Genomic DNA, 21,372 nt, shown 5'->3' on the forward strand with positions numbered 1-21,372 from the left:
CCCGATCTCCACAAACCCGACTGGGCCCTGATCCACTGAGTGCAACAGGCCCCTGACCTGGTAATACGGCGTCGGGGTGGCGGGATTTGAACCCACGACCTCTTCGTCCCGAATGAGGTTCGGTTGCTGATCTTGCCTGCGAGGATGACATTTCCCCTGGTCAGAGGCGTGGCCTCGATCGGTTTCACGTGGTCTGGAAGGGGCTTCGGGAGCAAGTCGGCTCCCAAACGGCTCCCAGCGTGCCAGTTCGCCCGTGGCAGACAGGACAGTCGCCGAACAGGACTGGTACGGAGCCGGAAGCCATGTCAACGTACAACGCTCCGCTGGAGATTTACCCACCGAGCCTACGGAGGCGCCCCTGTATCCGGACCATCTCAACGACCCTGCCCGCCCCGACGCACAAGACCCGGTGTACTGGGTCGGATCCGCGATCTGGTGGATCGGCCTCGTCAGCTCCCGTGCCCCGACGCACGCTGCCCGAGAGCAGCGCGGGCCGACTCACCGGTGTGCGCCGCATCTGACGCTCTGAGATCCGCCCGCGCTTGTACTGCCCCGGGTCGACAACGTCCTGACCTGCAACAGTAAGTCCTCACGGGTGCGCTTCCCTGCCCGGGCCGTTGAGTTGCAGCTGATGGGCTTTCAGTGGAGCTCGTCGAGTGCGGCGAGGATTTCGGCCGGCTCTGCGCGGGTGGTGTAGTCGGCGTTGGCGAAGGCCCAGCTGATGGTGCCGTCCTGGTCGATGACGTACGTCGCGGGGATGGGGAGGGTGCGCGCATGGCCGGTGTTAGAGCGGTGGAGGTCGATACCGAAGCCGGCGTAGACGGCCGCAAGGTCTTCCGGAAGGTCGAAGGCCAGGCCGAACTGCTTGGCGGTGTCGCAGCCGAGGTCGCTCAGCACGTCGAAGGCCAGTTCGTTCTTCTCGGCGTGGGACAAGGACTCGTCGGGGGCCTGGGGCGAGATGGCCACCAGGCGGGCGCCGCGGGCGGTGATGGCGTCATGGTGCTGCTGCAGGGATCGCAGGGCGATGTTGCAGTAGGGGCACCAGGCGCCGCGGTAGAAGGTGATCACCACCGGGCCCTCGGCGAGCAGTTCGGTCAGGGAGGTGTCCCCTCCCGTGGCGGAGGGCAGTGTGAAGGACGGCGCCTTGGCGCCCACAGTCAGGGCGCGGTCCGCCTGGCCGGACGCGGTCAGGTCCTGGGTCGCGCGCTGCATGATGGCGCGGATGTCGGCGGGGATCTGCTCCTGGCGGTCGGCATAGAAGGCGCGCAGTTCGGCGTTCACGGACATGGGGTCCCTCCTGAGAGCTATCTTGGAACGGTTGTTTCAAGATAGCGCCTGGAGCGCGCTCCAGGTCAATGCCTGGCGCGGTATCTTGGAATCATCAGTTCAAGATGGCGAGGTGAGGCATGCCGGACATCAAGCACTTCGCCCCCGAGGCGGCCCTGGACACCGTGGTGCGGCTGTTCTGGCGACAGGGCGTGGCCACCACCGGCATCCAGGACATCGTGAACGCGACCGGGATCAACCGCTCCAGCCTGTACGCGACCTTCGGCGGCAAGCAGGAGCTGTACCGCGCCGCCCTCGAGCGCTACGTCCAGCTCCGCTCCCGGCCGGTCCTCGGCCGCTTGGAGGAGGACGACCGGGGGCTGCCGGCCGTCACCGAGTTCTTCGCCTCACTGATCGAGACCCGCTGCACCGGCGAGTACGCCCAGTGGGGCTGCATGGTCTCCAACGCGCACGCGGGCGCCGAGAACGACGACCCCCAGGTACGCGCCATCCTCGACCGGCAGCACCGGCGACTGCGCGACGCCCTGCACACGGTGCTCGTATCGGCCCAGAGGCAGGAGCAGCTCACCGCAGGAGCCGACCCGGAATCCGCGGCGGACATCCTGGCCCTCCTGGCACACGGCGTGAACCTGCGGTCCCGTGCCGGGGCGGACGCCGGCCAGCTGCAGCGAACGGTCGCGGCGGCCATCGCCGCCGTCGTCCACAGGGCCTGACCGGCCTCAGGAAGACTTCACCGGCTATCGCCTCAGCCGCTACGCCGTGAAGAAGTCGCTGAGTGCGCGAGCGATCGGGCCGGGCGCGTTCTCCGTGGGGATGTGCCCTGCGTCCGGGATGCGTATGAGTGTGGTGTGCGGCATCTCCGCGGCGAACCGCTCGGCGTATGCCACCTTCTGGAAGCCGTCGTCCTCGCCCCAGATCAGCAACTTGAGCGCTGTGTTCTGCCGCAGCGCGGGAACGGCCTCGCGGGTGTAGCGGTTGTCGGCCGCGCCCACCATGGCCATCCAGGAGCGGCGAACCCGGGCATCGGTCCACGGATCCAGATAGTCCGCGATCAGTTGCTCGGTGGCGGCACCGGCCAGCGCCGTGGTCACGGCTTGTCGGCGGGCGGCGAGGATCTCGTCGCCGGTGGTTGCGGCGACGAGATCAGGGTCCCGGAACCGAGCCACGCTGGATACCGGCCAGGAGTCGTAGGTGACCGAGTTGACCAGGGCCAGCCGGGACACTTCCAGCTGATCGTGGACGAGGAGGTGCTGGGCGATGGCGCCGCCGATGTCATGGCCCGCTACGGCGATCGGCCCGGAGAGCTTCAGTGCGGAGGCGAAGCGCGCCACCCAGTCCGCGAGGGCGGGGACCGTGCCGGTCTCCAGGGTGAGTTCACCTCCCGAGCGCCCCAGTCCGGGGAGGTCGACCGCGATGGGGCGCAGCCCCGCTTCGGCGAGGCGGTCGAGGACCGGGAGCCAGACCCGGCTCCAATACGTTCCGTGCAGCAGCAACACGGCAGGGCCGTCCTGCTCCACGGTCAGGTAGCTGGCCGTCTCGCCGTCAACCTGGATCTCGGTCCGCAGCGCTGTCGTTTCGGTGGTGGTTTCGCTCATGGATCCACTGTGACCCGGGCCGGCCTGGCCGCCGAGAGTCTGGAAAGACACCCTCAGATACATTCTTGCCATGCCCCTTCACCGAGTTGTGGCCTTGCTCACCCCGCCGCAATCGCCCTTCGAGCTGGCCTGCGCTTCCGAGGTCTTCACCACCGCCCCGCAGGACACGCCGCCCCGCTACAGCTTCCGGGTCTGCGCCGAGCGTCCCGGACCCCTGCCGACCACCGCCGGCTACGCGATGCTCGTCGAATCGGGACTGGCCGCCCTTGAGGAGGCGGACACCGTGGTCGTCCCCGGCCGGCAGCCGCCCGACGCAACCGTGCCGCCGACCGTCACCGAGGCACTGCGGGCCGCCCACCGGCGCGGGGCGAGGATCGTCGCCATCTGCACGGGAGCGTTCGTCCTCGCCCAGGCCGGACTGCTCGACGGACGCCGCGCCACCACCCACTGGCACAGCACAGCCCGCCTCGCCGCCACCTTCCCCGAAGTAGAGGTGGATGCGGACGTGCTCTTCGTCGACCACGGCGAAGTGGCGACCAGCGCCGGCACCGGCGCGGGCATCGACCTGTGCCTGCACTTGGTGCGCGCCGACCACGGCGCGGCATACGCCGCCCAGATCGCCCGGCGCATGGTCCTGCCGCCGCACCGGGAGGGCAGCCAACTCCAGTACGCCGAACAGCCCGCACCGGCCAGGGCGGACGAGTCACTGGCGCCACTGCTGGAGTGGGCCAACTCCCACCTCGACACCCAACTGACCCTCAACCACCTCGCCGCACGCGCCGGACTGTCCAGCCGAACCCTCGCCCGACGGTTCACCGAACAGCTCGGCACCAGCCCAGGACAGTGGCTACTCGGCCAACGCCTCGACGCGGCACGGATCCTGCTCGAACAGACCGACCTGCCGGTCGACGCCATCGCCACCCGCGTCGGACTCGCCTCGGCCATCAACCTGCGCCGCCGCTTCCGAGCGCGCCTCGGCACAACGCCAGGCGCGTACCGACGCACCTTCAGCGAAACCTGATGACGCAACTGGGCGTTCCCGCACGCGCGCGGACGAGCGTGGCGCGGAAGCCCTGGTCTGGTCGATGCCCATTGGGCGCAGGCTGTCGACAAGGCTCGCCCCGTGGGGTGACCAGACCCGCGGCCCAGCCCTCACCTCAGTCGAAGGCGAGCCCACGAAAGGCATTGCGGATGTCCGTCAAGGGTTGCCGGTCGCGGGTGTAGTAGAGCTTGTTGGTCAGGAGAACCGCCCATCGTCGCTGGCGCGGCGAGATCCACATTCCAGTGCCGGTGAAGCCGTAATGGACCCAGACGTCTTCGGCCTGGGCGGTGCCGGGGGCGGGGTGCCAGAACAATCCGCGTACGGGTTTCAAGGACCCGGTCTGGACGGACAGCGATTCTGCGGTCCAGGCCGGGCCGAATCCGGCCCGTGCCGGGGCGGCCGTGGTGTCCAGCATGTAGCGCAGGAACGCGATGAGGTCGTTGAGGACCGTGAAGGCACCGGCGATGCCACATGCTCCGTCCAATAGTCGGGCGGAGAAGTCGTGGGCGACGCCCTTGAGGTGCGTATCGGTGTCCTGGTCGAGTTCGGTCGGCGCACATCGGACGGCGACCTCGATAGGCAGCGGTCCGAAGCGTGTGGAGTGCATGCCGAGCGGTCGCCAAGTCCGTGCCACGGAGAGGTGGTTGAGGCTCTCGCCGGACAGATATTCGGCGAGGTAGCCGAGGACCAGGGCGGCCCGGTCGGTGTACTCGACGGCATCGCCGGGTTGGCGGTGCAGGGCTTCGTGCAGGACCCCGTCGCGGATGTCCTGGGCATCGGCGCCGTAGAGGTTCTTCAGCTGGGCCCGCAGCGGGAGGCCGGCGGTGTGGGTCAGGAGTTGTCGGGCGGTTGCCGCTCCGAGTGGCCGGCCGGTGACCTCCGGCCAGAACGAGCCGAGCGGGGTGTCGAGGTCGAGCTTGCCGTCCTCCCAGAGGGCGCCGATCGAGGACCAGACGGCGAGGATCTTGGTGAGGCTGGCGGCATCGAAGACCGTGTCCCGGCGCATCGGAGCATCCGGCTCGTCGGGGTCGAGGACGCCTGTCGTGCCGGACGCCCCGATGCCTGCGGCGTCACCAACAGCCCACACAGCTCCCGGGTAGACCTTGTCTCGGACGCCTTCACCCAGCAGCTGCTCGATGCGATCGGTGCGGTACGTCATGGTCTCCCTGTTCGCCGTGGGCATCCCGTCGTCAGCGTAGTGACACGGGTGGGAGGAACGGGGAACGCTTTCGCCTCGGTGTCGGGTGACGCCACGCGCAACATGAGGCTGCGACCAAGCCTCAGCTCGTTCGCAGCCTCATGTCGTCGGACCGGTCGCAGGTGTCAGCAGCAGCTGCTGGCCTCGGCCTCCGTGGACTCGGTGGCGCTGGTGCAGCAGGTGCTTTCGGGTTGCTTGGCGGGGGTGTCGGCGTCGGCCTTGACGACGTACACCTCCCAGGGTTCCTGTCCGGGGCCGTGGAGCCAGACCTTGTCCTGGAGGGCGTAGCAGCAGGTGGTGTCGTTCTCCACCGTGGTGTTCATGCCTTGGTCGGCGAGGCGGGTGGTGGCGGCGTGGACGTCTTCGGTGGAGGCGACTTCTACGCCGAGGTGGTCCATGCGGGTGTCCTGCCCGATCTTCCCCGGCAAGAAGTACCTCGACTGGCAGCTCGAAGACCCCGCCGGTCAGGGAGCTGAGGCCGTACGTCCGATCCGCGATGAGATCCGCACCCGTATCGAGGGTCTGATCGCGGAGATCGACGCGAAGCCGCAGGCGTGATCGCTGCCACGAAGCCGGAGGGATTTCGCGTGGGATCAGGTGAGTGCTTGGCCGAGTTCGGTCAGGGCCTGAGCGGTTGCTGAGAGGGGGTAGCGGGCGGCGTTCGCGTAGCCCGCTTGCCGAAGCGCGGGCAACAGGCCCGGTGCGGTTCTCAGCCGATCCAGGTCGCGAGTGAGCGCGGCGGAGTGGGTGAAGTCGGTAGCCACTCCGGACGCGGCGAGCACTTCGCTGAGACCGGGCACGGGTTGGTACAGGACGGGCAGGCCGCAGGCTTGGGCCTCCAGTGCGACCAGGCCCATGGCCTCCAGGGTGGTGGACGGGATGACCAGTGCGTCGTGCTCCGTGAAGGCTTTCCACAGCTGTGGACGGCGGAGCCAGCCGAGGTACTGGGCGCGCACTCTGGTTCGTTGAAGCAGCGGGGCCAAGGCGTGGAACTGGGCTCTTGGGGCGGCGATGCTCAGCTCGATGCCTGGAATGGGTGCCAGGCTGGTGATCAGGTGCTCGGCACCCTTCTCGGCGGTCAGCCGACCCGCATACAGCAGCCGGAGGTGGCTGGCCGACGTGCGCGCGGGCCGGGCCGGTGGACCGGCGAGCAGGTGGTTGGGGATGCCCCAGGGGATGTGGACGATCTTGCGGCGGTCGGCTTGCGGGGCGAGTTTGAGCAGGTGATCGGCCATCGCACTGGTGGGTACGACGATGGCGTCGGCGGCCCTCGCTGTCTCGCGCAGGACTTGGAGCTGATCGCGGTGGGCTTTGGCGAACAGCAGGTCGGTGCCGTGGACCAACGCGATCCTCGGGTGCGCCGGCAGGGCCCGGAGTAACGCGGGGGTGGCGCCGAATGTGAGGTGCTGCAGGTGCAGTACGCCGATCTGCGCTGGATCTATCGCAGCCACCAGGGCTTGGCGCAAGGCTGCGACGTAGCGGCTGAAGCCGGCGCCATTCAAGCACTTCCCGGACACCGACAGCAGATCGAGCCGCGCTGGTAGACGGGGTCTGGGGCCGGTGGGGGCCAGCATGAAGGCCCGCGCGGGGATGAGGGGTTTCTCGCCGGTGTAGAGGTCGAGGAAGAGTTCGACGCTTCCTCCGGGGCTACCGGCTGGGAGGTCGAGGAAGGTGGCGGTCAGCGGACCCGTGGCCGGGCGTACGACGGGGCTCACAGCGCTCCTTGGGGGATCTCTTCGTACAGGCGGGAGATGTCGATGCCTTTCGTGGCCGCGTACTTGGCGCGCTGTTGCTGGTAGCTGGCCGGGGTGCCGAGGGTGGTGAGGAAGACGAGCTTGCCGAAGGTCATTCCTGGATAGACGCGGGCGGGCTTGGCGACCCGGATCTCCAAGGTCCAGCGGATCGCGTGGCCCTGGTGGCCGAGTGGAGCGGACACGTGGACCCAGATGCCGAGGGCGCCGATGGTGCGGTCGCCGTTGAGCAGTTGTGCGTACGTCTCCGAGCCGGTCCTCTCCAGCGTGACGCCGAGGTAGAGCGCTCCGGGCCTCAGGACCAAGCCGGAGGTGGGGATGGGGTGTTCGGTGAAAGCGGTGGGAGCGGCGGCGTCCAAGTCGCCGTCGCAGATGCGGATCGTGTCGCCCAGCCGCCAGTCGTAGGCGTTGGGGGAGAGCCGAGCTGGGTCGTACGGGGCGATGGTGATCGCTCCCGTGCTGACTGCGGCGGCGATGGCCGGGCCCGTGAGAATCATGAAGCGACCGCCGGGATACGGGCCGTGTCCCGCCAGTATCGGGAGGACTGCGGGCCGGCAGCCCCCTGGTATTTGCCGCGATATAGATCGACGTCACCTGTGGAGACGAAGAACATGACCTGCCCGATCTTCATGCCTGCGTACACCCGCAGCGGGCGGACGGGCGAGAGCATCAAGGTCCACTGGCCGTGGAAGCCGATGTCGCCGATCGGCGCGGTGATCTCGACGAACAGGCCGAGGCGGCCGACCGAGGAGCGGCCGAAGAGCAGGGGGACGAAGACGTCCGAGCCGACCTCCTCGACGGTGTGGCCGAGGTACAGCTCGCCGGGCTGGAGCACGTAGCCGTCCTTGCCGATCAGGATCGAGCGCGTCGGGTTGGGGCGGTGAGCGTCGATCACCTTGGCGGCGTATGTCAGCAGGGTGGGACCGAGGCGGACGTTGTAGCTGTTGGGGTTCGTCTGATCAGGGGCGAAGGGGGCGATCCGCAGGCGGCCGTCGGCCACGGCAGCCTTGATCTCAGGCCCGGTGAGGATCATTGCTCGCCTCCTTCTTGGTACTCGGCGGAGTTGGGGAGTGAGGTGGATAGAACGCGGCATACGGCTTGTCCAAGCCGTATGCCTGCCTCGTGAGTTCGACTGCCGAGGTAGCTGTCGGCGAGGTAGTCGGTGGTCAGCACTGTGCGGATCGCCGGAGGCAGGGGAGTTGGGGCGACGACCAGGGGGCCGACGCGTTCGGTGAGGTGGTCGAGCAGCTTGGTGTGGTCCTGGACGTGCTGCTCGGGGAGGAAGGCGTGCACGAGCTGGTTGCCGAAGGGCTCGATGGCCAGCAGATCGCCGAGGGTGAGGGTGGTGCCGAGTTGCACGGGACGTAGGGCGGTCTCGTTGAGGATGACCGCGTCAGCGCCGAGGCCGGAGTGCAGTCGGCCGACGATCTCTTCGAGCAGCCTATGGCGGTCCAGGGGTGTGTTGCGGTGTGGCCTGTCCACGGTGCCGACGGGGGTTCTCAACTGCTCCCCGACGGTCGAGATCTCTTCCAGCAGCGCGGCGAGGTCCTGGGGAACGGCAGTGGCCTTCGGGAAGAGGCCGGTGCGGGCTGCCCAGCCGCTTCCGACGGGCTCGGTGGCGGCGTATCCGATGCCGAGTTCGCGTCCCTTGACTACGAGGGTGTCGCCGACGTGCTCGGGTCCGAGGGCGTCACTGTGGCAGTGCCCGGCGAAGATGACGTCCGCGAACGGGCAGGCGGCGGCCAGTTTCAGGTCCTCCTCGAAGCCGGAGTGGGACAGCACCATCCAGGCGTCAGCAAGGTGGTGGTGCTCCAGCATCAGTTCGCGGAGGGCCTGAGCCGGGTTGCTGATGCGGTGGCCTGCGCGCTGGTCGGCAGGGATGGCGTTGAACGCCTGCGGGCCCATCACCGCAGTGACGGCGACTCGTCGTCCTCCGATGACATGGATGCGTACACGGTCGAAGAGCGGATTGCCGCTGTCGTCGGTCGTGTTGGCGCAGACCGCCATCCGGTGCAGCTGCGGTTCGAAGTAATGTGGCCAGCCGTGGTTTCCGGGCGCGAGTAGGTCGTACAGGGTGGTGAGGACTTCGCGCTCGATACGGCCTTTCGCGAGGTGGTAGAAGCCGCTGCCCTCGAAGAAGTCACCGCAGTCCACGATGAGGCTGTCGGGCCTGGCGGCGTGGAGGTAGGCGAGCATCGGGGCGGCTGAGTCGAAGGAGGAGTGGACGTCGGTCGTGGCGATGATCTGCCGTAGCTGCCGGTTCACGGGATCACCTCGCAGATGTCGGCGCCGAGGGCGTGCAGTTTGACGGGCAGGTCGGCGTGGCCGCGCCGGAGCTGTTCCAGGCCGCCGAGGGTGGTGACGCCCTGAGCCGTGAGCCCGGCGATGAGCAGGGCGGAGCCCGTGCGGATGTCGGTGGCCTCGACTCCGGCACCCGTCAGTTGCTGCGGTCCGGCGAAACGACACTGCGTGGGGGACAGCTCGTCGATCGTGGCTCCGAGGCGGATGAGCTGGGGCAGCAGGTTGCCGTGGCGGCCGGGGTTGATGTCGTCGGCGAACAGGTGGGTGCCGGGGAGAGTGAGGGCCAGGGCGATCAGCGGTGGTTCGAAGTCCGCGTCCAGGCCGCCGGGGGACAGGGAGGCGATGGCTCGCAGGGGGCGGCCGGTGGGCTGGGCGTCTTGCGCCTGGACGGTGAGGGTGCCGTCCTCGGCGTCTGCGGGGACGCCGAGCCAGCGCAGCGCCACGACCAGGGGTGCGATGTCGTCGCGGCGTACGCCGAGGATGTGTGCGTTGCCGCCGCTCACTGCGACCGCGCAGGCCAGAGTGCCGGCCTCGATCTTGTCGCCGGGCACCGTCCAGGCAAGGGGGCCGTCGGTAGCGGACGGAGGCGGCTGGAGAGTGAGGACCTTCTCGCTGACCTGAGACTCCCACCTGGCGATCTTCAACGCCTTTACGACGCTGAGGACTTCGGGTGACACATTCGGCTGCCCCAGTCGCAGCGGGCGTCCGGCGACGACCGCGCGCAGGAGTGCGGCGATGGTCGCCCCGCGGGACCGGAACGGCAGCATGATCGACACCGTTCCGCGTCCACCAGTGGCTGCCTCCACCAGGTAGCCGTGGTCGTCGACGGTCGAGCGGTCACCGAAGCGCTCGTACACCTTGAAGTGCTGTTCCATCCCGCGCTCCCCGATGGCGCAGCCGCCCGGCCACGGAAGGCGGGCCCGTCCGTAGGTGCCGAGCAGAGCCGGGATCAGGTAGTACGAAGCCCGGATCCGGGAGGCAACGGCGGGATCGGGATCCGGCTGCGGCTTGTCGCTCGGCAGGATCGCCACAGTGTGCGGATCGCTGACCGGACGGGCCGCGTGCCAACCGGCCTGCTGGAGAAGGGTGAGCATCGTCTCGACGTCCGTGTTCGCGGGGACGTTGCTCAGGTGCACGGAGCGGTGCATGGCCGCCGCGGCGGCCAGCAGGGGAAGGGCCGCGTTCTTCGATCCGTCGACGGTCACGGCTCCGAACAGCGGAATGCTCGGTCGTACGGCGACTACTTCTGCGGCGACTGGGGGGATTCGTAGGGCTGGCAACGGTTAACTCCTCTGCGAGGGACGGTGTGTTGGGGTGGGGAGGAGCGAAGTGCTGAACTCGAACTCGGCCCAGCAGCGCTTGCCGGAAGGCAGCGGGTCGAACCCGTAGCGATCCGCGAGTGCGGCGACGAGGAACAGGCCGCGTCCGTCTTCCGCGTCGGAATCTGGCAGGGCGATCTCGGGGATGTCGGCACTGGTGTCGATCACCGCGATCCGCAGCGCCTGGCCGTCCAGGTCGACGCCAGCGGTGATCGGGCCGTCGTGCGCGTGCCGGACCGCGTTCGTGATCAGCTCCGAGGCGACCAGCTCCGCTGCGTCCAGGAGTTCGGGTCTGAGGGAGGTGCCCCAAGCTCGTATCCCCTCCGCGATCTCCCGGCGCGCGGACGTGGCACCAGCAGGTGTGCCGCAGACGGGAATCCGGATTTGGTGCGCTTGCATGAGCGGCCTCCTGGATCGGTTCGGCCACTCCACGCAACCGCCTCACGAGCCCCTCGAACCAGGACGTGTGCCGGTGCTGCATCGTCTATGCAGGAGCTGCATCACGGGCAACTGCCTCTCTATTACGCTCGGTTGAGCAGGCAGGATCGGCGACGGCAGGAGGAGCCGTGGCACAGATGGCCGACGCACACAGCGAGGCGAGACGGATCGGTGAAGTGATCCGCCAGGCACGCGTATTACAGCGGCGATCACAGAAGGACGTCGCCTTGGCCCTGGGCTATCACCAGTCCAAGGTGAGCCGCCTGGAAGGCGGCAGGGGTACGGAGGACGTCCGGATGCTGCGCGAGGTCGCGCGGGTGCTGGCAATTCCGCCGCACCGCCTCGGCCTCGCCACCGCTTCGGACATCAGCCCCTCCGATCCCGAGACTGAGGACATGCGCCGCCGTACCGTTCTCGCCGCCGGCATCGCCGCGCTCGCGGCCCCGACCGTCACCCCGCACAACAGTCACCAGGACCTGGTCCAGTCTCTGCTGCCCGGAACGGCCCGTGTGACCGCCGAACCCGTACCGGACCTACAGGGCCTGCAGGACCAAGTCGCAGGCGTACGCCGCCTCTTCTGCACCTGCGACTACACGCAGCTGGAGGGCGCGCTGCCCGTCCTGATCGGGCAGCTGCGCCAGGCCATCAACGAAGACCCCGGCTCGAGCGACCTGTCCGGTCTCCTCGCCACGACGTACCAGACCTCGGCGAGCCTGCTGTTGAAACAGAGCGACCAGGGCAACGCCTGGCTCGCGGTCGGACGCGCGATGGCCGAGGCCGAACGCTCCGGCGATCCCGTCGTCCTCGCCTCCAGCGTCCGCGTGCACGCCCACGCTCTGGCCCGTGACAGCCACACTGCCCAGGCCGTCACCCTCGTCCGGCACACTGCCGATCAGCTCACGGGCTCGTACGACCAGCGCTCCCCGAGGTATCTCGCGGCGCTCGGACTGCTGCTCCTGCGCGGGGTCACCGCCGCCAGCAGCGGTGGTGACCGCTCCGCCACCCAGGACTTCCTCACCGAGGCGAAGGAAGTCGCCCGCTACGTCGCGCTCGACAGTCCCGACGCCTGGGCCAACTTCAGCCCGACCAACGTGGCCCTGCACGGACTCAGCGCGGCCGTCGTCTTCGGCGACGCGGGCGTCGCCCTGGACACCGCCCGACCGCTCATGCGCCGCCACATCCCGGTCCCCGAGCGCCGCGCCGCCCTGTGGATCGAAGCCGGTCGTGCCTACAGCCAGCAGGGCCGCCTGGCCGACGGGTACCAGGCCCTGCGCATCGCCGAGAGCTGCGCGGCCCAGGACATCCGCCGACCGGCCGTCCGCGAGCTGGTGGCCGACATGGCCGCCCGCGACCGCCGCCGTACGCTGCCGGAACTGCACCGCTTCAGCCGCCAACTGGGAGTCCCCGCGTGAGTGATCAGCCAGGCCGACAGACCGAACCGACCAAAAAGAAGCCCTTCCTGTATGTCGTCGTGTGCGCCTCCGGGATCGCCGGTGACGTCGGCAAGCTGATCACTGCGGCCCAGGAGGCGAACTGGGATGTGGGCGTCGTCGCCACCCCCCAGGGCCTCGGCTTCATCGATACCGAGGCGGTCGAGGCACAGACCGGCTATCCGATCCGCTCGGCCTGGCGGCTGCCCGGTGACCCGCGTCCGCTGCCACCCGCCGACGCCATCGCGGTGGCGCCGGCGACCTTCAACACGATCAACAAATGGGCTGCGGGAATTTCCGACACCTTGGCGCTGGGCATCCTGTGCGAGGCATACGGGATGGACATCCCGATCGCCGTGTTCCCGTACCTGAACCGGGCCCAGGCCGCCCACCCCGCGTACGCACGCAGCCTCGACGTGCTGCGCGAGATGGGCGTCCTGATTGGCTCGTACGAGCCTCACCAGCCGAAGGTCGGGGGCGGTGCCGACCGATACCGCTGGGAGGAGGCGCTGGAGCTGCTCACTCCCGAGGTTTCCGCACGGGCCTGATCGGCGCAGCCGTGCCCGTGGTGCCTGCTGCGGCCACCGAGTGGCTGCCAGCCGGTTCTGGCCGCGTTACGTCAGAAGGCGTACGGGGTGAAGGGACGAGCCGGGTCGAGTATGAGTCCGAGGATGCGATCGAGTTCGGCCTGATCGCCCTCATTCATCAGGTCGACGGCGTTGCCGAGGGTCTTCTCGATGAGCCGTTCCATGAACGGTGCGAGGAAGCGCTGCAGGGTGTCGGGACCTCCCTCTTTCGCGTACAGGTACTCCATGTAGCGCTGGTGCTGTGCGCCGAACTCCTCGAACTCGGCCTTGGTGGCCGAGAGGGCCGTTGCCTGCTCCTCCTCGGTGAACGGGCGTCCGGAGCGGTGGGTCCAGGTGTTGGTGTCGGACCGGAGCTTGAAGTCCGAGTGGCACAGGAGGGCGACGATGTGCGGTCGGATTTCGGTCGAGGGCATGTAAGGGATTCCTTCCGGAGTTCGGGGTTGAGGCACAAATGCTCCGGACGATCCCCGGTTTCGGTAACCGGGGATCGTCGGCTATCTTCCGCGCTCTTTCGTCAGCGCCGGTGCGCCGATGACCGCGGTTGAAGTGGGGCGACGGCCATCGGGAGGACTGGGGCGCCGTGACCTTGTGCAGCGCTGCGGGCCTTGGCTGCCTGGGCCCGAGGGCTGGGGGCATGGCGCTCGCCGAGGCGGCGGATGCGCCAGGTCAGGGCGCGGGCGGGGCTGCGGGCATCGTCGAGGGTGCGCTGGCCGAGGGCCTGGCGGAGAAGGGTCGCCGTGTCATGGCCGATGGCTTCGGCCTGGGCGAGCACGGCTGCGAGGGCGTCGAAGGCGGGGTCGTCCAGGATGCGCTCTGCGTGCTCGGGGACCGCCTGCTGGAGGTGGCGGGCGAAGCGCTGCTTCATCTGGAGGCTCGGGGCGCGTTGTGCGAGGCCCGCCAGGACTGGCTCGGCGATCTGCCCGTACGCGATCTGCAGGTGAACGAGGGCCTGCTCGGCCGCTGCTTCCTGCTGGGCGTGCTGGTGCGTGCGGTGCCAGTGCATCGCGAACGCCACCGCCGTGAGCACGGTGTTCAGGAGCATCGCGAACCCGGACCCGTCGCCGTCCCCGGGCCCACCCCGCCAGATCGCCTGGACGCTGCGACGCAGGACTCGGGTGCTGTCCAAGTCGGCCGCGATACGGGAGCGGGTGGCGCGCTCGAATGCGACGGCGGCTTGTTCGAGCTCCGCCTTCACCGCGGCCGGCGCGGTGATCGGGAGCAGGTCCAGCGTCGCGCCGAGCGCCACCAGTTGGCCTTGAGCGGTCCTTTCGTCGCCACGGAAGAGGTGATGGGGAATGCGTTCGGCGGCGGCTGTCGCCTGGTGCCACGGGTCTCCCGCCCGGACAGCGGCCGGCTCAGGGCCTGTGGTGGCGAGGCTCTTGCGGATCTTGGGCAGGGACAGGTCGGGGGCGAGGGTGGAGCCTGCGTAGAACACCGGCTCACCCTTGTCGTTGGTGTCGTCGGGCAGGGCGAAGTTGCAGCCGAGCGCGTCGCCGGAGGGGCCGAGCTTGAGGCGTACGGTCACGCCCGTTGCCTCCAGCAGTGCGAAGAACTCGGTCTCGTCGGACGCCGCGGCGACGGCGCGGCGAACCCGCAGCCGTAGGACATCTCGGGTGGCGGCGTCCTGACCCAGGCGCTTGGCCTTGAAGTGCTCCTTGCTGGTGGGCCGTTTGGCACCGGTTCCGTCGCCCTGCTTCAACCGCCGGAGCCCATAGTCGACTTCGATCTTGCGGGCCTCGCGCTGGACGGCGCGCTGGTCGTAGCCGCGCTCGGGGCGGCGGCCGTCCTGCCGTACGAGGGTGGCGGCGATGTGGATGTGGTCGTCTGCATGACGGACGGCCACCCAGCGGCAGGCGTCCTCGTCCCCGTCGGGGGCGATGCCGGCGGCGGCGACGATGCGGCGGGCGATGTCGGCCCACTGGGCGTCGGTGAGGATCGGGTCCTCGGGTGCGGCACGGACGGGGCAGTGCCACACGGTGTCCTTGGGCGCCTTGTCCCCCAGCATCTTCACGGGCTGGTCGAGTTGGGCGACGAGCTGGGCCATCGCGTCCTTCGGATCGCGGTGGGGGCTGCGGCCGGGGTCGGGGGCGAAGTCGTTCCAGGACGCCACGAGGTGCGGGTCGACGTGTTCGTTGGCCCGGCCCTTGCCGAAGAGGTAGCCGATCGTGCGACGCGTGGCATACGGACCCGAGCTAAGGATGATCTTGGGTATCACCCGCTCACCGCCCCTCAGTGACCTGGGCGATGGCAGTGTCCAGCTCGGCGACGGTCGCCTCGACGTGGTCCAGGAGCCGTTGGACGGTGGCGGGGTGGGGCCAGGCGCCGTCCTTGTTGAGGTGATGGCTGAGCTGGTTGAGATTGCCGCCGATCTGGCCGAGCTTTCCGTTGGCGGCCATGAGCGCCTTGATCATGGCGCGGTAGTCGGCGACGGCTGCGGTGGGGTCGTCAGAGCGGGCGGCGGCGAGCGAGCACTCGGCCACATAGCCGCCAAGCGCCATGCGGCTCAATGCGGCGGCGTGCTGGACGAGGGCGAACTCGTTGTCGTTGTAGCGGGGGTGCACGCGGCGCTCGCGCAACTGCTTGTCACGCAGACGACGACGAGGCGCAGGTGACGTGGACAGCTTCGACGACGACTTGCTGCTCCCTTCGTCGGTCGGCTCCCCTGGGCCGGCCGACTCCGGTGCCGCCTCGGCGCCGGATGCCTCCGCCCGCTGCGGGGCGGAGGGCGGGTAAGGACTCCTTACCCGACAACTTGCTGCGCTGTTGAGGCCGGTGTTCATCACCTGCTGGTGGATGGGGAGTTCGTGGTGCGGATCGTGCATGGGTTGGTTCTCCGAGGGGTGCTGGGGCGTCGGGGTGCATCGCTACGCCGGCCCGCGTGTCCCCCGTGCCTGGCTGCACGGGGGACACGGGTCGAGCCCGGAGGCGGGGCGACCGGCGTGGACGCAGGGGTTAAGCGGCAGTGCTGGCGGGGACCGCTTCGAGTTCCTGCGGCCGCTCGGAGGCGGCTGCGTCGAGCTCGGCTTGCAGGGTGTCCTTGAGCTTGTCCGCCTCCGTCCTGCCGATGGTCAAGTCCCTGCTGCGGAAGGTGGCTTCGATGTGGCGGCGCGAGGCGCGGCCCTTGCGCCCGAGTGGCGCGGTGCGCGCGAGGGCGAGCCGTTCGGGAGAGATCTCACGGGGCTCGTGATCCTGTGGGGCACCAGGGGGCTGAGGGGTCTCAGCCACGTTAGTCGTGTCCGAAGCCACGTCGGCAGAGTCCCGCGCCACATAGGCGGGGCAGCGGGGCGCGGGGTGGTGGTGGACGACGATGTAGAGATGGACGGCACCGGCCAGAGCGAGCGGGGCGATGGCGGACAAGGCGCCGACGGTGACGTCGTCGAGACGGAGCCCATCACCATGACGGGCCTGCTCGTTGAGGCGGACAGCGTGTACGGCGTTGGCCCAGATGCTCGTCATCGTGGCGACACCGACGAGCAGCCACACGTACAGCCGGGAGTACCAGGGTGCGGTACGCAGCATGAGCAGAGCTCCGACGCCGACAGCGATGAACCCATCGATCACGAGTGGGAAGGCGTAGGTGAGCAGTCCGCGGATGTGGATGGCGACTCCCATCTGGCGCAGGGCGTCGTAGGAGAGGGCGAAGGCGAATACGGCGAGCAGGGCGATGCCGAGGCGGATCAGGTCGGTGCCGCGTATGGCGGCGATGCGTGCGAACAAGCGAGTAGCTCCAGGTGTCTTGGGGTGGCGGCTGCGGCGCAGGGGGAGGGCAGGGCATGGCCGCCGTGGGGCGTGACGTCTCGTACCACTCGTTGCGTGCCTGGTCAGGGCAGGTACGAGTGATGTGGTGATGTCGACTCGACTCGTTGCGGCTCTCTCACTCGTCCCCGCGCTGACCTGCGCGGGGACGAGTGATGCGAGTGGAGTCGAGTCAGGCCGCGGTGCCGGGCAGCGGCTCGGCCGCCGACCGTTCAGGCAGGTCAGCCGATGTGGGCTCGGGACAGTAGCGGGCCCAAGTGTCGAGGAATTGGTTGCGCGCGAAGCCCTTGGCCTGGGTGCCGTCGGGGAAGCGACGGTTGGCCGAGCTGATGCCGTAGGGCTTCAGGAGCAGCTGCAGGCCACGCGGGGTCAGGCCGTTGGCGCCGTACTCCGCCCACGGCGCTTCCCTGTCCGCGTTTAGCGACTCCAGCAGGTGCTTCGTGCTCAGCACGGCCGGGTCGCCGACGGCGGCGAAGGCACGGCGGATGCCGACCAGGAGGCGGGTGCGCAGGCCGCCTTCCTCGTCCTGGCCAGCCTCGTAGTCGGTCATGGTGCGACAGGCGGCGCGGGCCAGCACCGGCCAGTCGCCTCTGGCGAGGTCGGCGATGATGACCAGGGGTTCCCAGGTGTCCGCTGCGCGGTCCTCGACCGGCATGGGTGGCTCCATCTCCATGGCCTGCTCGTAGAGCGGCTGGAGCCAGGCGTGGAGGCGGTCGCGGATCGCGTTCAGGGCTGGGGTGTCGCGGCCGGTGCGGAAGGAGGCCACCTTCTCGCCCGCCGCGCGACGGCGCATCCGGATCACCACCGCACGGTCCATGATCGTGTCGGGCAGGTCGCCGATCCCGGCGAGGGCGGCCATGGCGAAGGTCGGAAACTCCTGTACCTGGTGTTCGGGCCCGGACACCCGCAGCGTAGGCCGGCCACGCTGGTGCCCGGCGTTGATCAGGCCGCGCACCTCCTCGTTCTTCTCCGCGGCCTTGGTCGTGGAGAACATGGTGTCGGCCTCGTCGACCAGGAGCGTCGGCGGATCCTCTCCGTCGATCGACCGGAAGATCGCCGCCGCGCTCGCGTTCACCGTGATCAGCCGGTTGTGCACCGTCTCGGTCACCACATCCAGCAGCCGAGACTTACCGCACCGCTTCTCCGGCGCGACGATCGCCAGACGCGGCGCGTGCTGCCACGCACGCTGCAGATGCGTCGCCGCGACCCACAGTGCCACCGCCGTGACCGCCTCCTCGCTCGGCATCGCCACGTACCGCTTGATCTGCGCCCGCAGGTCGTTCAGGATCTGCGCCCCCTCGGGCAGGGGCACAGCTGCGGGTGTCTCGGCGGAGCCCTCGTCGGCGGGAGGCGTGGCGGAGCCAGCCGGTTGGCCGGGTACAGCAACCGGAGGCCACGATGTCGCGGCGTGGTCGGGAAGGGATGGCGTAGTCGGCTGGGGATCGGTCATACTGGGCATCAGCTCCTCTGCTTGCGGGCCATATGGGACGGCAATCCCGGTCTCCGCAGGTTGATCGCTAGGGATGGCGGTTGAGAGGTTTGCGCTTGAGCCCCCGGCATCGCCGGGGGCTTCTTTCATGTCGCGTGCGGGCGTGCGGACTCCTGAGGTCAGTGGGGTGGGGGTGCCATCACTATGCCACACGAATTGCAGATCGCAGAAGTGTTTTGCATCTCGCAGTAGCGATGCTACTGTTTAGGCTGTGCTGCAAACCGCAGTGCATCGCTACGAACGGAAGGAGGCGCCGATGGCGGAGGAAGAACCGTCTGGGGGCGTCCTGCTCAGCGGCGAGGCCAACGTCGCGACCCGCATCCGGGTGGAGCGCGAAGCGCGCGGCTGGAGCACCAACGCCCTGTCCGACCGGCTCAACGAGGCCGGCTTCGAGATGAACCCGTCCGCGGTCTGGCGGATCGAAAACGGGAAGCGCCGCATCAACCTCGATGACGCCATCGGTTTCGCCGAGGTTCTCGGCATCGATCTGCGTAATCTCGTCGGGCCGCCGCAGCTGGCGGCCAAGGCCCGCGCCATGGAGCTCATCGATGAGGTGGTGGACGCGTTCCGCGCGACTCAGAGAGCCAACATGGCCTTCGCGGAGGCGCGTGACGCGCTCGACGCCTACCTGGCCGAACACCCCGACATCCGTGAGGAAGCCGACCTCATGGTCCAGAGCGCCATCGCGGAGGAGGCCAACAAGACCATGCTGAAGATGCATGGTCCCCCGCCCGGCGTCGGTGACGGCTACGCCACCGACGAGGCATAACCTCCGGCACCTGCTCCCGACCTGGACCCGCAAACCTCCTGGCCGGGCATCTCACCCTCATCCCTAGCGATCGACCGGCGGGTCGGCGTTGCCGCGCCCACGACCGCCACGACCTGTAGAGGACTCACTCCTTGCGCCAACCCGCAATACCTCCTGCCTCCGCACCGACTGCGGCCGCTGAGGTCGCCCTACCGCGCCTTTACGTCCCCGAGGAAGTCGCCGCCGTGCTGGGCTGCTCCGCCTGGTGGGTCAAGGACCGTGCCCGCCGCCGGCTCATCCCGTTCACCCGCGTCGGACGCTCCTACCGCTTCACCGACGAGCACCTCGCGGAGATCATCCGCATGAACGAGGCTCGCCCGGCTCTCCCGCAGCAGCGAGCGGTGAAAGCGGCTCCTGCCGCCAAAACCCCTGCTGCGCAGCTCCCTTCGTCGCCCGCCGCTTCCACGGCTCGTCTCCGCGCCCGGCCACCACGCCGAGCGCGCCAGAGCCAGTTCGGGACTGCGGCCTAGCACGACGACGAAGCAGGGGAGGGATACATGGGTTTCGGCGAGAAGCGCGGAAACTACTGGCGCGGTCGCTACAAGGTCTCGCCCGGCAAGCACCTCACCGTCGTCGGCGAGGACGGCAAGCCGGTCAAGTACGCCACCAAGGGCGAGGCCCAGCGCGCTGCGAGCGAGGCAGAGAACAAGTACCGGCGTGGCGACTGGCGCGACCCGGCACTCGGCCAGGAGACCTTCGGCGAGTACGCGAGCCGCTGGTACGCCGCCCAGGATCTCGCCGCCTCGACGATGCAGAACTACCGCCGCCACATCGAGGAGCACCTGCTCCCCGACTTCGAGGACAAGGCGCTGGCCGGCATCCTGCGCACGGACGTTGAGCTGTGGGAGAAGAAGGAGCGGGCGGCGTACGCAGCGTCCAGCGTGAAGACCTGGCGCTCCACGCTCCACCTGATCTTCGAGGACGCGATCGACGAGGGCCTGCTCACGTCCAACCCGGCCGCCAGGCGACGTGGCCGTGGCAAGCGCGCCGGCCGCTCGCGCGACCGAGGCCCGGAGAAGGTCGTCACCGATGCCCTCGGCATCCTGCTCACCGCCGAGCGCGGGGCTCTGCTCTCCGGCCGCGACGACGAGTTCATCGCCGTGGCCCTCAAGGGCTACACCGGCACGCGATGGGGCGAAATCGTGGGCCTGGAAACGGAGTTCGTGCGCCGAGACGCGTTCCGTGTCGAGTGGCAGCTGTACGAGCTGGACACCGGCGAGCTGGTGCGCTGCCCGCCCAAGGACGACAGCTACCGCACCATCGACTCGCCGGACTGGCTGTCCGCCCTGGTCTTCAACCACATCGCCCGCACGAAGCCGACGCCCTGCCCCTGCCACGGCAGGACGTACGTCTTCCGAGGCCAGGGCGCGGCTCGTACCGGTGGTCACCAGGGCGCCAAGCTCGTCGACGTGGCCCGCCGTGCCGAGGTCTCCACGGGGACGGTTTCCAACGCCCTCAACCACCCCGACCGCGTACACGAGGACACCCGCGTACGGGTCGAACTCGCCATCGCAGAGCTCGGGTTCATTCGGGGCGGTGCCACGTCGGAGCACGCAGCCCACTGGCGCCGCAACGGCTTCGCCACCTGGCTGTTCACCCCGGCGGTGTCCGGCTGGTACCCGAAGAAGGCACCCCAGGAGGCCCGTCCGGTGCCCATCCTCGGCGAGCCGTGGCCGGGCATCCCAGCCCGAGGCCGAGGCGCCGCCGCTCGGGCGGACGCCTGCTGGCTCCCGATCGCCAAGGGCCTCACACCTCACGGTCTGCGCCACACCCACCGCACGATGATGGAGGACCTCGGCACCGAGAAGGTCCTCATGGACGAACGCATGGGCCACATCGACGGCTCGGTCTCGGCACGCTATGCCCACGTCACCGTCGGCATGCGCCGGCGTCTCGTTGCTGGCCTGACCCGGCAGTGGGAAGCGGCACTCGATGCCCGTCTCGCGATGTGCCCCACGTCGCCGGTGCGCGCGCTCAACGATCTTCTGCGCGCACGAGCGGCACTCGTCGCCGACGGACACTGACCGCCGGGACCGTGGGTCAGGGCCGGCCGCAGTGCCCTGCTGGAGCAGGCGGCCGAGCGGGATGGCAGCCTCGACCGGGACGTCTTCGCGCAGATGCCCGCGGGAGTCCACCGTTTCAAGGAAAAGGACTTCCTGCGCTACGGGGTCAGCCTGTCCGTATGGACGCGGTGCGTATGGAACTCCGGAGCGAAGTCCGGGAAACCCACGGTGGGAAGCAGGGCAGGAGTGTCCCACCCACCAGCTCGCCATCTGCTCCGCCGATGCGCCCCGCTGGTGCTGGAGACGGACCGCCACGGCCTCGTAGAGGATGATGCTGCTGTCTACTTGCCGCGCCCCTCGGGTAGCCG

At 69.1% G+C, this 21,372-nt stretch carries 21 protein-coding genes and 2 pseudogenes; 8 read left to right on the top strand and 15 right to left on the bottom strand.

What is annotated here, in order from left to right:
* Positions 1 to 639: 639 nt before the first annotated feature.
* Positions 640 to 1,287: a peroxiredoxin-like family protein gene (locus AB0N07_RS34200; protein ID WP_365841837.1), complete on the bottom strand. Its 648-nt coding sequence runs from the start codon at positions 1,285 to 1,287 to the stop codon at positions 640 to 642.
* A 119-nt stretch (positions 1,288 to 1,406) separates the two neighbouring features.
* Here AB0N07_RS34200 and AB0N07_RS34205 point away from each other — a divergent pair, with 119 nt between their 5' ends.
* Positions 1,407 to 2,000, top strand: coding sequence for a TetR/AcrR family transcriptional regulator (locus AB0N07_RS34205; RefSeq protein WP_365841839.1), 594 nt, complete (start codon positions 1,407 to 1,409; stop codon positions 1,998 to 2,000).
* Between the two features lie 39 nt (positions 2,001 to 2,039).
* Here AB0N07_RS34205 and AB0N07_RS34210 read toward each other — a convergent pair whose 3' ends face one another.
* Positions 2,040 to 2,882 carry an alpha/beta hydrolase gene (locus tag AB0N07_RS34210; RefSeq protein WP_365841842.1) on the bottom strand — a complete coding sequence of 281 codons (843 nt, stop codon included), beginning with the start codon at positions 2,880 to 2,882 and terminating at the stop codon, positions 2,040 to 2,042.
* Positions 2,883 to 2,952: 70 nt separating this feature from the next.
* On the opposite strand from AB0N07_RS34210, the gene AB0N07_RS34215 reads away from it, so the two are divergent.
* Complete coding sequence (locus tag AB0N07_RS34215) at positions 2,953 to 3,903, top strand: helix-turn-helix domain-containing protein (RefSeq protein ID WP_365841844.1); 951 nt, start codon at positions 2,953 to 2,955, stop codon at positions 3,901 to 3,903.
* 136 nt (positions 3,904 to 4,039) lie between these two features.
* On the opposite strand, the gene AB0N07_RS34220 is transcribed toward AB0N07_RS34215, so the two are convergent.
* On the bottom strand, positions 4,040 to 5,083 hold the full coding sequence (locus AB0N07_RS34220; protein ID WP_365841846.1) for a serine hydrolase domain-containing protein: 1,044 nt from the start codon (positions 5,081 to 5,083) through the stop codon (positions 4,040 to 4,042).
* Between the two features lie 164 nt (positions 5,084 to 5,247).
* A pseudogene (locus AB0N07_RS34225) lies at positions 5,248 to 5,535 on the bottom strand (glyoxalase/bleomycin resistance/dioxygenase family protein); the annotation flags it as partial.
* Here AB0N07_RS34225 and AB0N07_RS34230 point away from each other — a divergent pair.
* Positions 5,528 to 5,680, top strand: a pseudogene (locus AB0N07_RS34230) (phosphotyrosine protein phosphatase); the annotation flags it as partial. The pseudogenes AB0N07_RS34225 and AB0N07_RS34230 overlap by 8 nt on opposite strands.
* Before the next feature lie 35 nt (positions 5,681 to 5,715).
* Here the strand turns inward: AB0N07_RS34230 and AB0N07_RS34235 are convergent.
* Genes AB0N07_RS34235 through AB0N07_RS34260 form a run of 6 tightly spaced genes read right to left on the bottom strand, consistent with a single transcriptional unit; the run spans position 5,716 to position 10,892 of the window.
* Entirely contained in the window at positions 5,716 to 6,837 is a 1,122-nt protein-coding gene (locus AB0N07_RS34235) for a glycosyltransferase family 4 protein (protein ID WP_365841848.1), read from the bottom strand.
* The gene (locus tag AB0N07_RS34240) at positions 6,834 to 7,370 is read right to left on the bottom strand and encodes a deoxycytidine triphosphate deaminase (protein WP_365841849.1); all 537 of its coding nucleotides are present in this window, start codon (positions 7,368 to 7,370) and stop codon (positions 6,834 to 6,836) included. The genes AB0N07_RS34235 and AB0N07_RS34240 overlap by 4 nt, the downstream gene beginning before the upstream one ends.
* Positions 7,367 to 7,906, bottom strand: a complete 540-nt coding sequence (gene dcd / locus AB0N07_RS34245) for a dCTP deaminase (RefSeq protein ID WP_365841850.1) — start codon at positions 7,904 to 7,906, stop codon at positions 7,367 to 7,369. Before dcd ends, AB0N07_RS34240 begins: the two co-directional genes overlap by 4 nt.
* The gene (locus tag AB0N07_RS34250; protein ID WP_365841852.1) at positions 7,903 to 9,138 is read right to left on the bottom strand and encodes a metallophosphoesterase; all 1,236 of its coding nucleotides are present in this window, start codon (positions 9,136 to 9,138) and stop codon (positions 7,903 to 7,905) included. Before AB0N07_RS34250 ends, dcd begins: the two co-directional genes overlap by 4 nt.
* Entirely contained in the window at positions 9,135 to 10,439 is a 1,305-nt protein-coding gene (locus AB0N07_RS34255; RefSeq protein WP_365841914.1) for a UDP-N-acetylglucosamine 1-carboxyvinyltransferase, read from the bottom strand. The genes AB0N07_RS34250 and AB0N07_RS34255 overlap by 4 nt, the downstream gene beginning before the upstream one ends.
* An 18-nt stretch (positions 10,440 to 10,457) precedes the next feature.
* Positions 10,458 to 10,892: an ATP-binding protein gene (locus AB0N07_RS34260; RefSeq protein ID WP_365841854.1), complete on the bottom strand. Its 435-nt coding sequence runs from the start codon at positions 10,890 to 10,892 to the stop codon at positions 10,458 to 10,460.
* A gap of 176 nt (positions 10,893 to 11,068) precedes the next feature.
* Between AB0N07_RS34260 and AB0N07_RS34265 the strand changes: the two genes are divergently transcribed.
* The gene (locus tag AB0N07_RS34265; RefSeq protein ID WP_365841856.1) at positions 11,069 to 12,343 is read left to right on the top strand and encodes a helix-turn-helix transcriptional regulator; all 1,275 of its coding nucleotides are present in this window, start codon (positions 11,069 to 11,071) and stop codon (positions 12,341 to 12,343) included.
* Entirely contained in the window at positions 12,340 to 12,909 is a 570-nt protein-coding gene (locus AB0N07_RS34270; protein ID WP_365841859.1) for a flavoprotein, read from the top strand. Before AB0N07_RS34265 ends, AB0N07_RS34270 begins: the two co-directional genes overlap by 4 nt.
* Before the next feature lie 71 nt (positions 12,910 to 12,980).
* Here the strand turns inward: AB0N07_RS34270 and AB0N07_RS34275 are convergent, their stop codons facing one another.
* The 5 genes from AB0N07_RS34275 to AB0N07_RS34295 all read right to left on the bottom strand — a co-directional run bounded on the left by AB0N07_RS34275 (position 12,981) and on the right by AB0N07_RS34295 (position 18,154).
* The gene (locus AB0N07_RS34275) at positions 12,981 to 13,361 is read right to left on the bottom strand and encodes a hypothetical protein (RefSeq protein WP_365841861.1); all 381 of its coding nucleotides are present in this window, start codon (positions 13,359 to 13,361) and stop codon (positions 12,981 to 12,983) included.
* A 101-nt stretch (positions 13,362 to 13,462) separates the two neighbouring features.
* Complete coding sequence (locus AB0N07_RS34280; protein ID WP_365841863.1) at positions 13,463 to 15,163, bottom strand: mobilization protein; 1,701 nt, start codon at positions 15,161 to 15,163, stop codon at positions 13,463 to 13,465.
* Positions 15,164 to 15,167: 4 nt separating this feature from the next.
* Positions 15,168 to 15,770, bottom strand: coding sequence for a plasmid mobilization relaxosome protein MobC (locus tag AB0N07_RS34285; protein WP_365841865.1), 603 nt, complete (start codon positions 15,768 to 15,770; stop codon positions 15,168 to 15,170).
* A 130-nt stretch (positions 15,771 to 15,900) separates the two neighbouring features.
* A complete protein-coding gene (locus AB0N07_RS34290; RefSeq protein WP_365841866.1) occupies positions 15,901 to 16,665 on the bottom strand; it encodes a DUF2637 domain-containing protein in 765 nt (254 codons plus the stop codon).
* Between the two features lie 211 nt (positions 16,666 to 16,876).
* Entirely contained in the window at positions 16,877 to 18,154 is a 1,278-nt protein-coding gene (locus AB0N07_RS34295; protein WP_365841868.1) for a DUF3631 domain-containing protein, read from the bottom strand.
* A 295-nt stretch (positions 18,155 to 18,449) separates the two neighbouring features.
* On the opposite strand from AB0N07_RS34295, the gene AB0N07_RS34300 reads away from it, so the two are divergent.
* The 3 genes from AB0N07_RS34300 (at position 18,450) to AB0N07_RS34310 (ending at position 21,025) form a co-directional block, all read left to right on the top strand.
* A complete protein-coding gene (locus tag AB0N07_RS34300) occupies positions 18,450 to 18,962 on the top strand; it encodes a helix-turn-helix transcriptional regulator (protein ID WP_365841870.1) in 513 nt (170 codons plus the stop codon).
* A 131-nt stretch (positions 18,963 to 19,093) separates the two neighbouring features.
* On the top strand, positions 19,094 to 19,471 hold the full coding sequence (locus tag AB0N07_RS34305) for a helix-turn-helix domain-containing protein (RefSeq protein WP_365841872.1): 378 nt from the start codon (positions 19,094 to 19,096) through the stop codon (positions 19,469 to 19,471).
* A 27-nt stretch (positions 19,472 to 19,498) separates the two neighbouring features.
* The gene (locus tag AB0N07_RS34310; protein WP_365841874.1) at positions 19,499 to 21,025 is read left to right on the top strand and encodes a LacI family DNA-binding transcriptional regulator; all 1,527 of its coding nucleotides are present in this window, start codon (positions 19,499 to 19,501) and stop codon (positions 21,023 to 21,025) included.
* The last annotated feature ends 347 nt before the right edge of the window (positions 21,026 to 21,372 follow it).

The sequence above is a fragment of the Streptomyces sp. NPDC051172 genome, assembly GCF_040682555.1.
GTDB lineage: Bacteria > Actinomycetota > Actinomycetes > Streptomycetales > Streptomycetaceae > Streptomyces.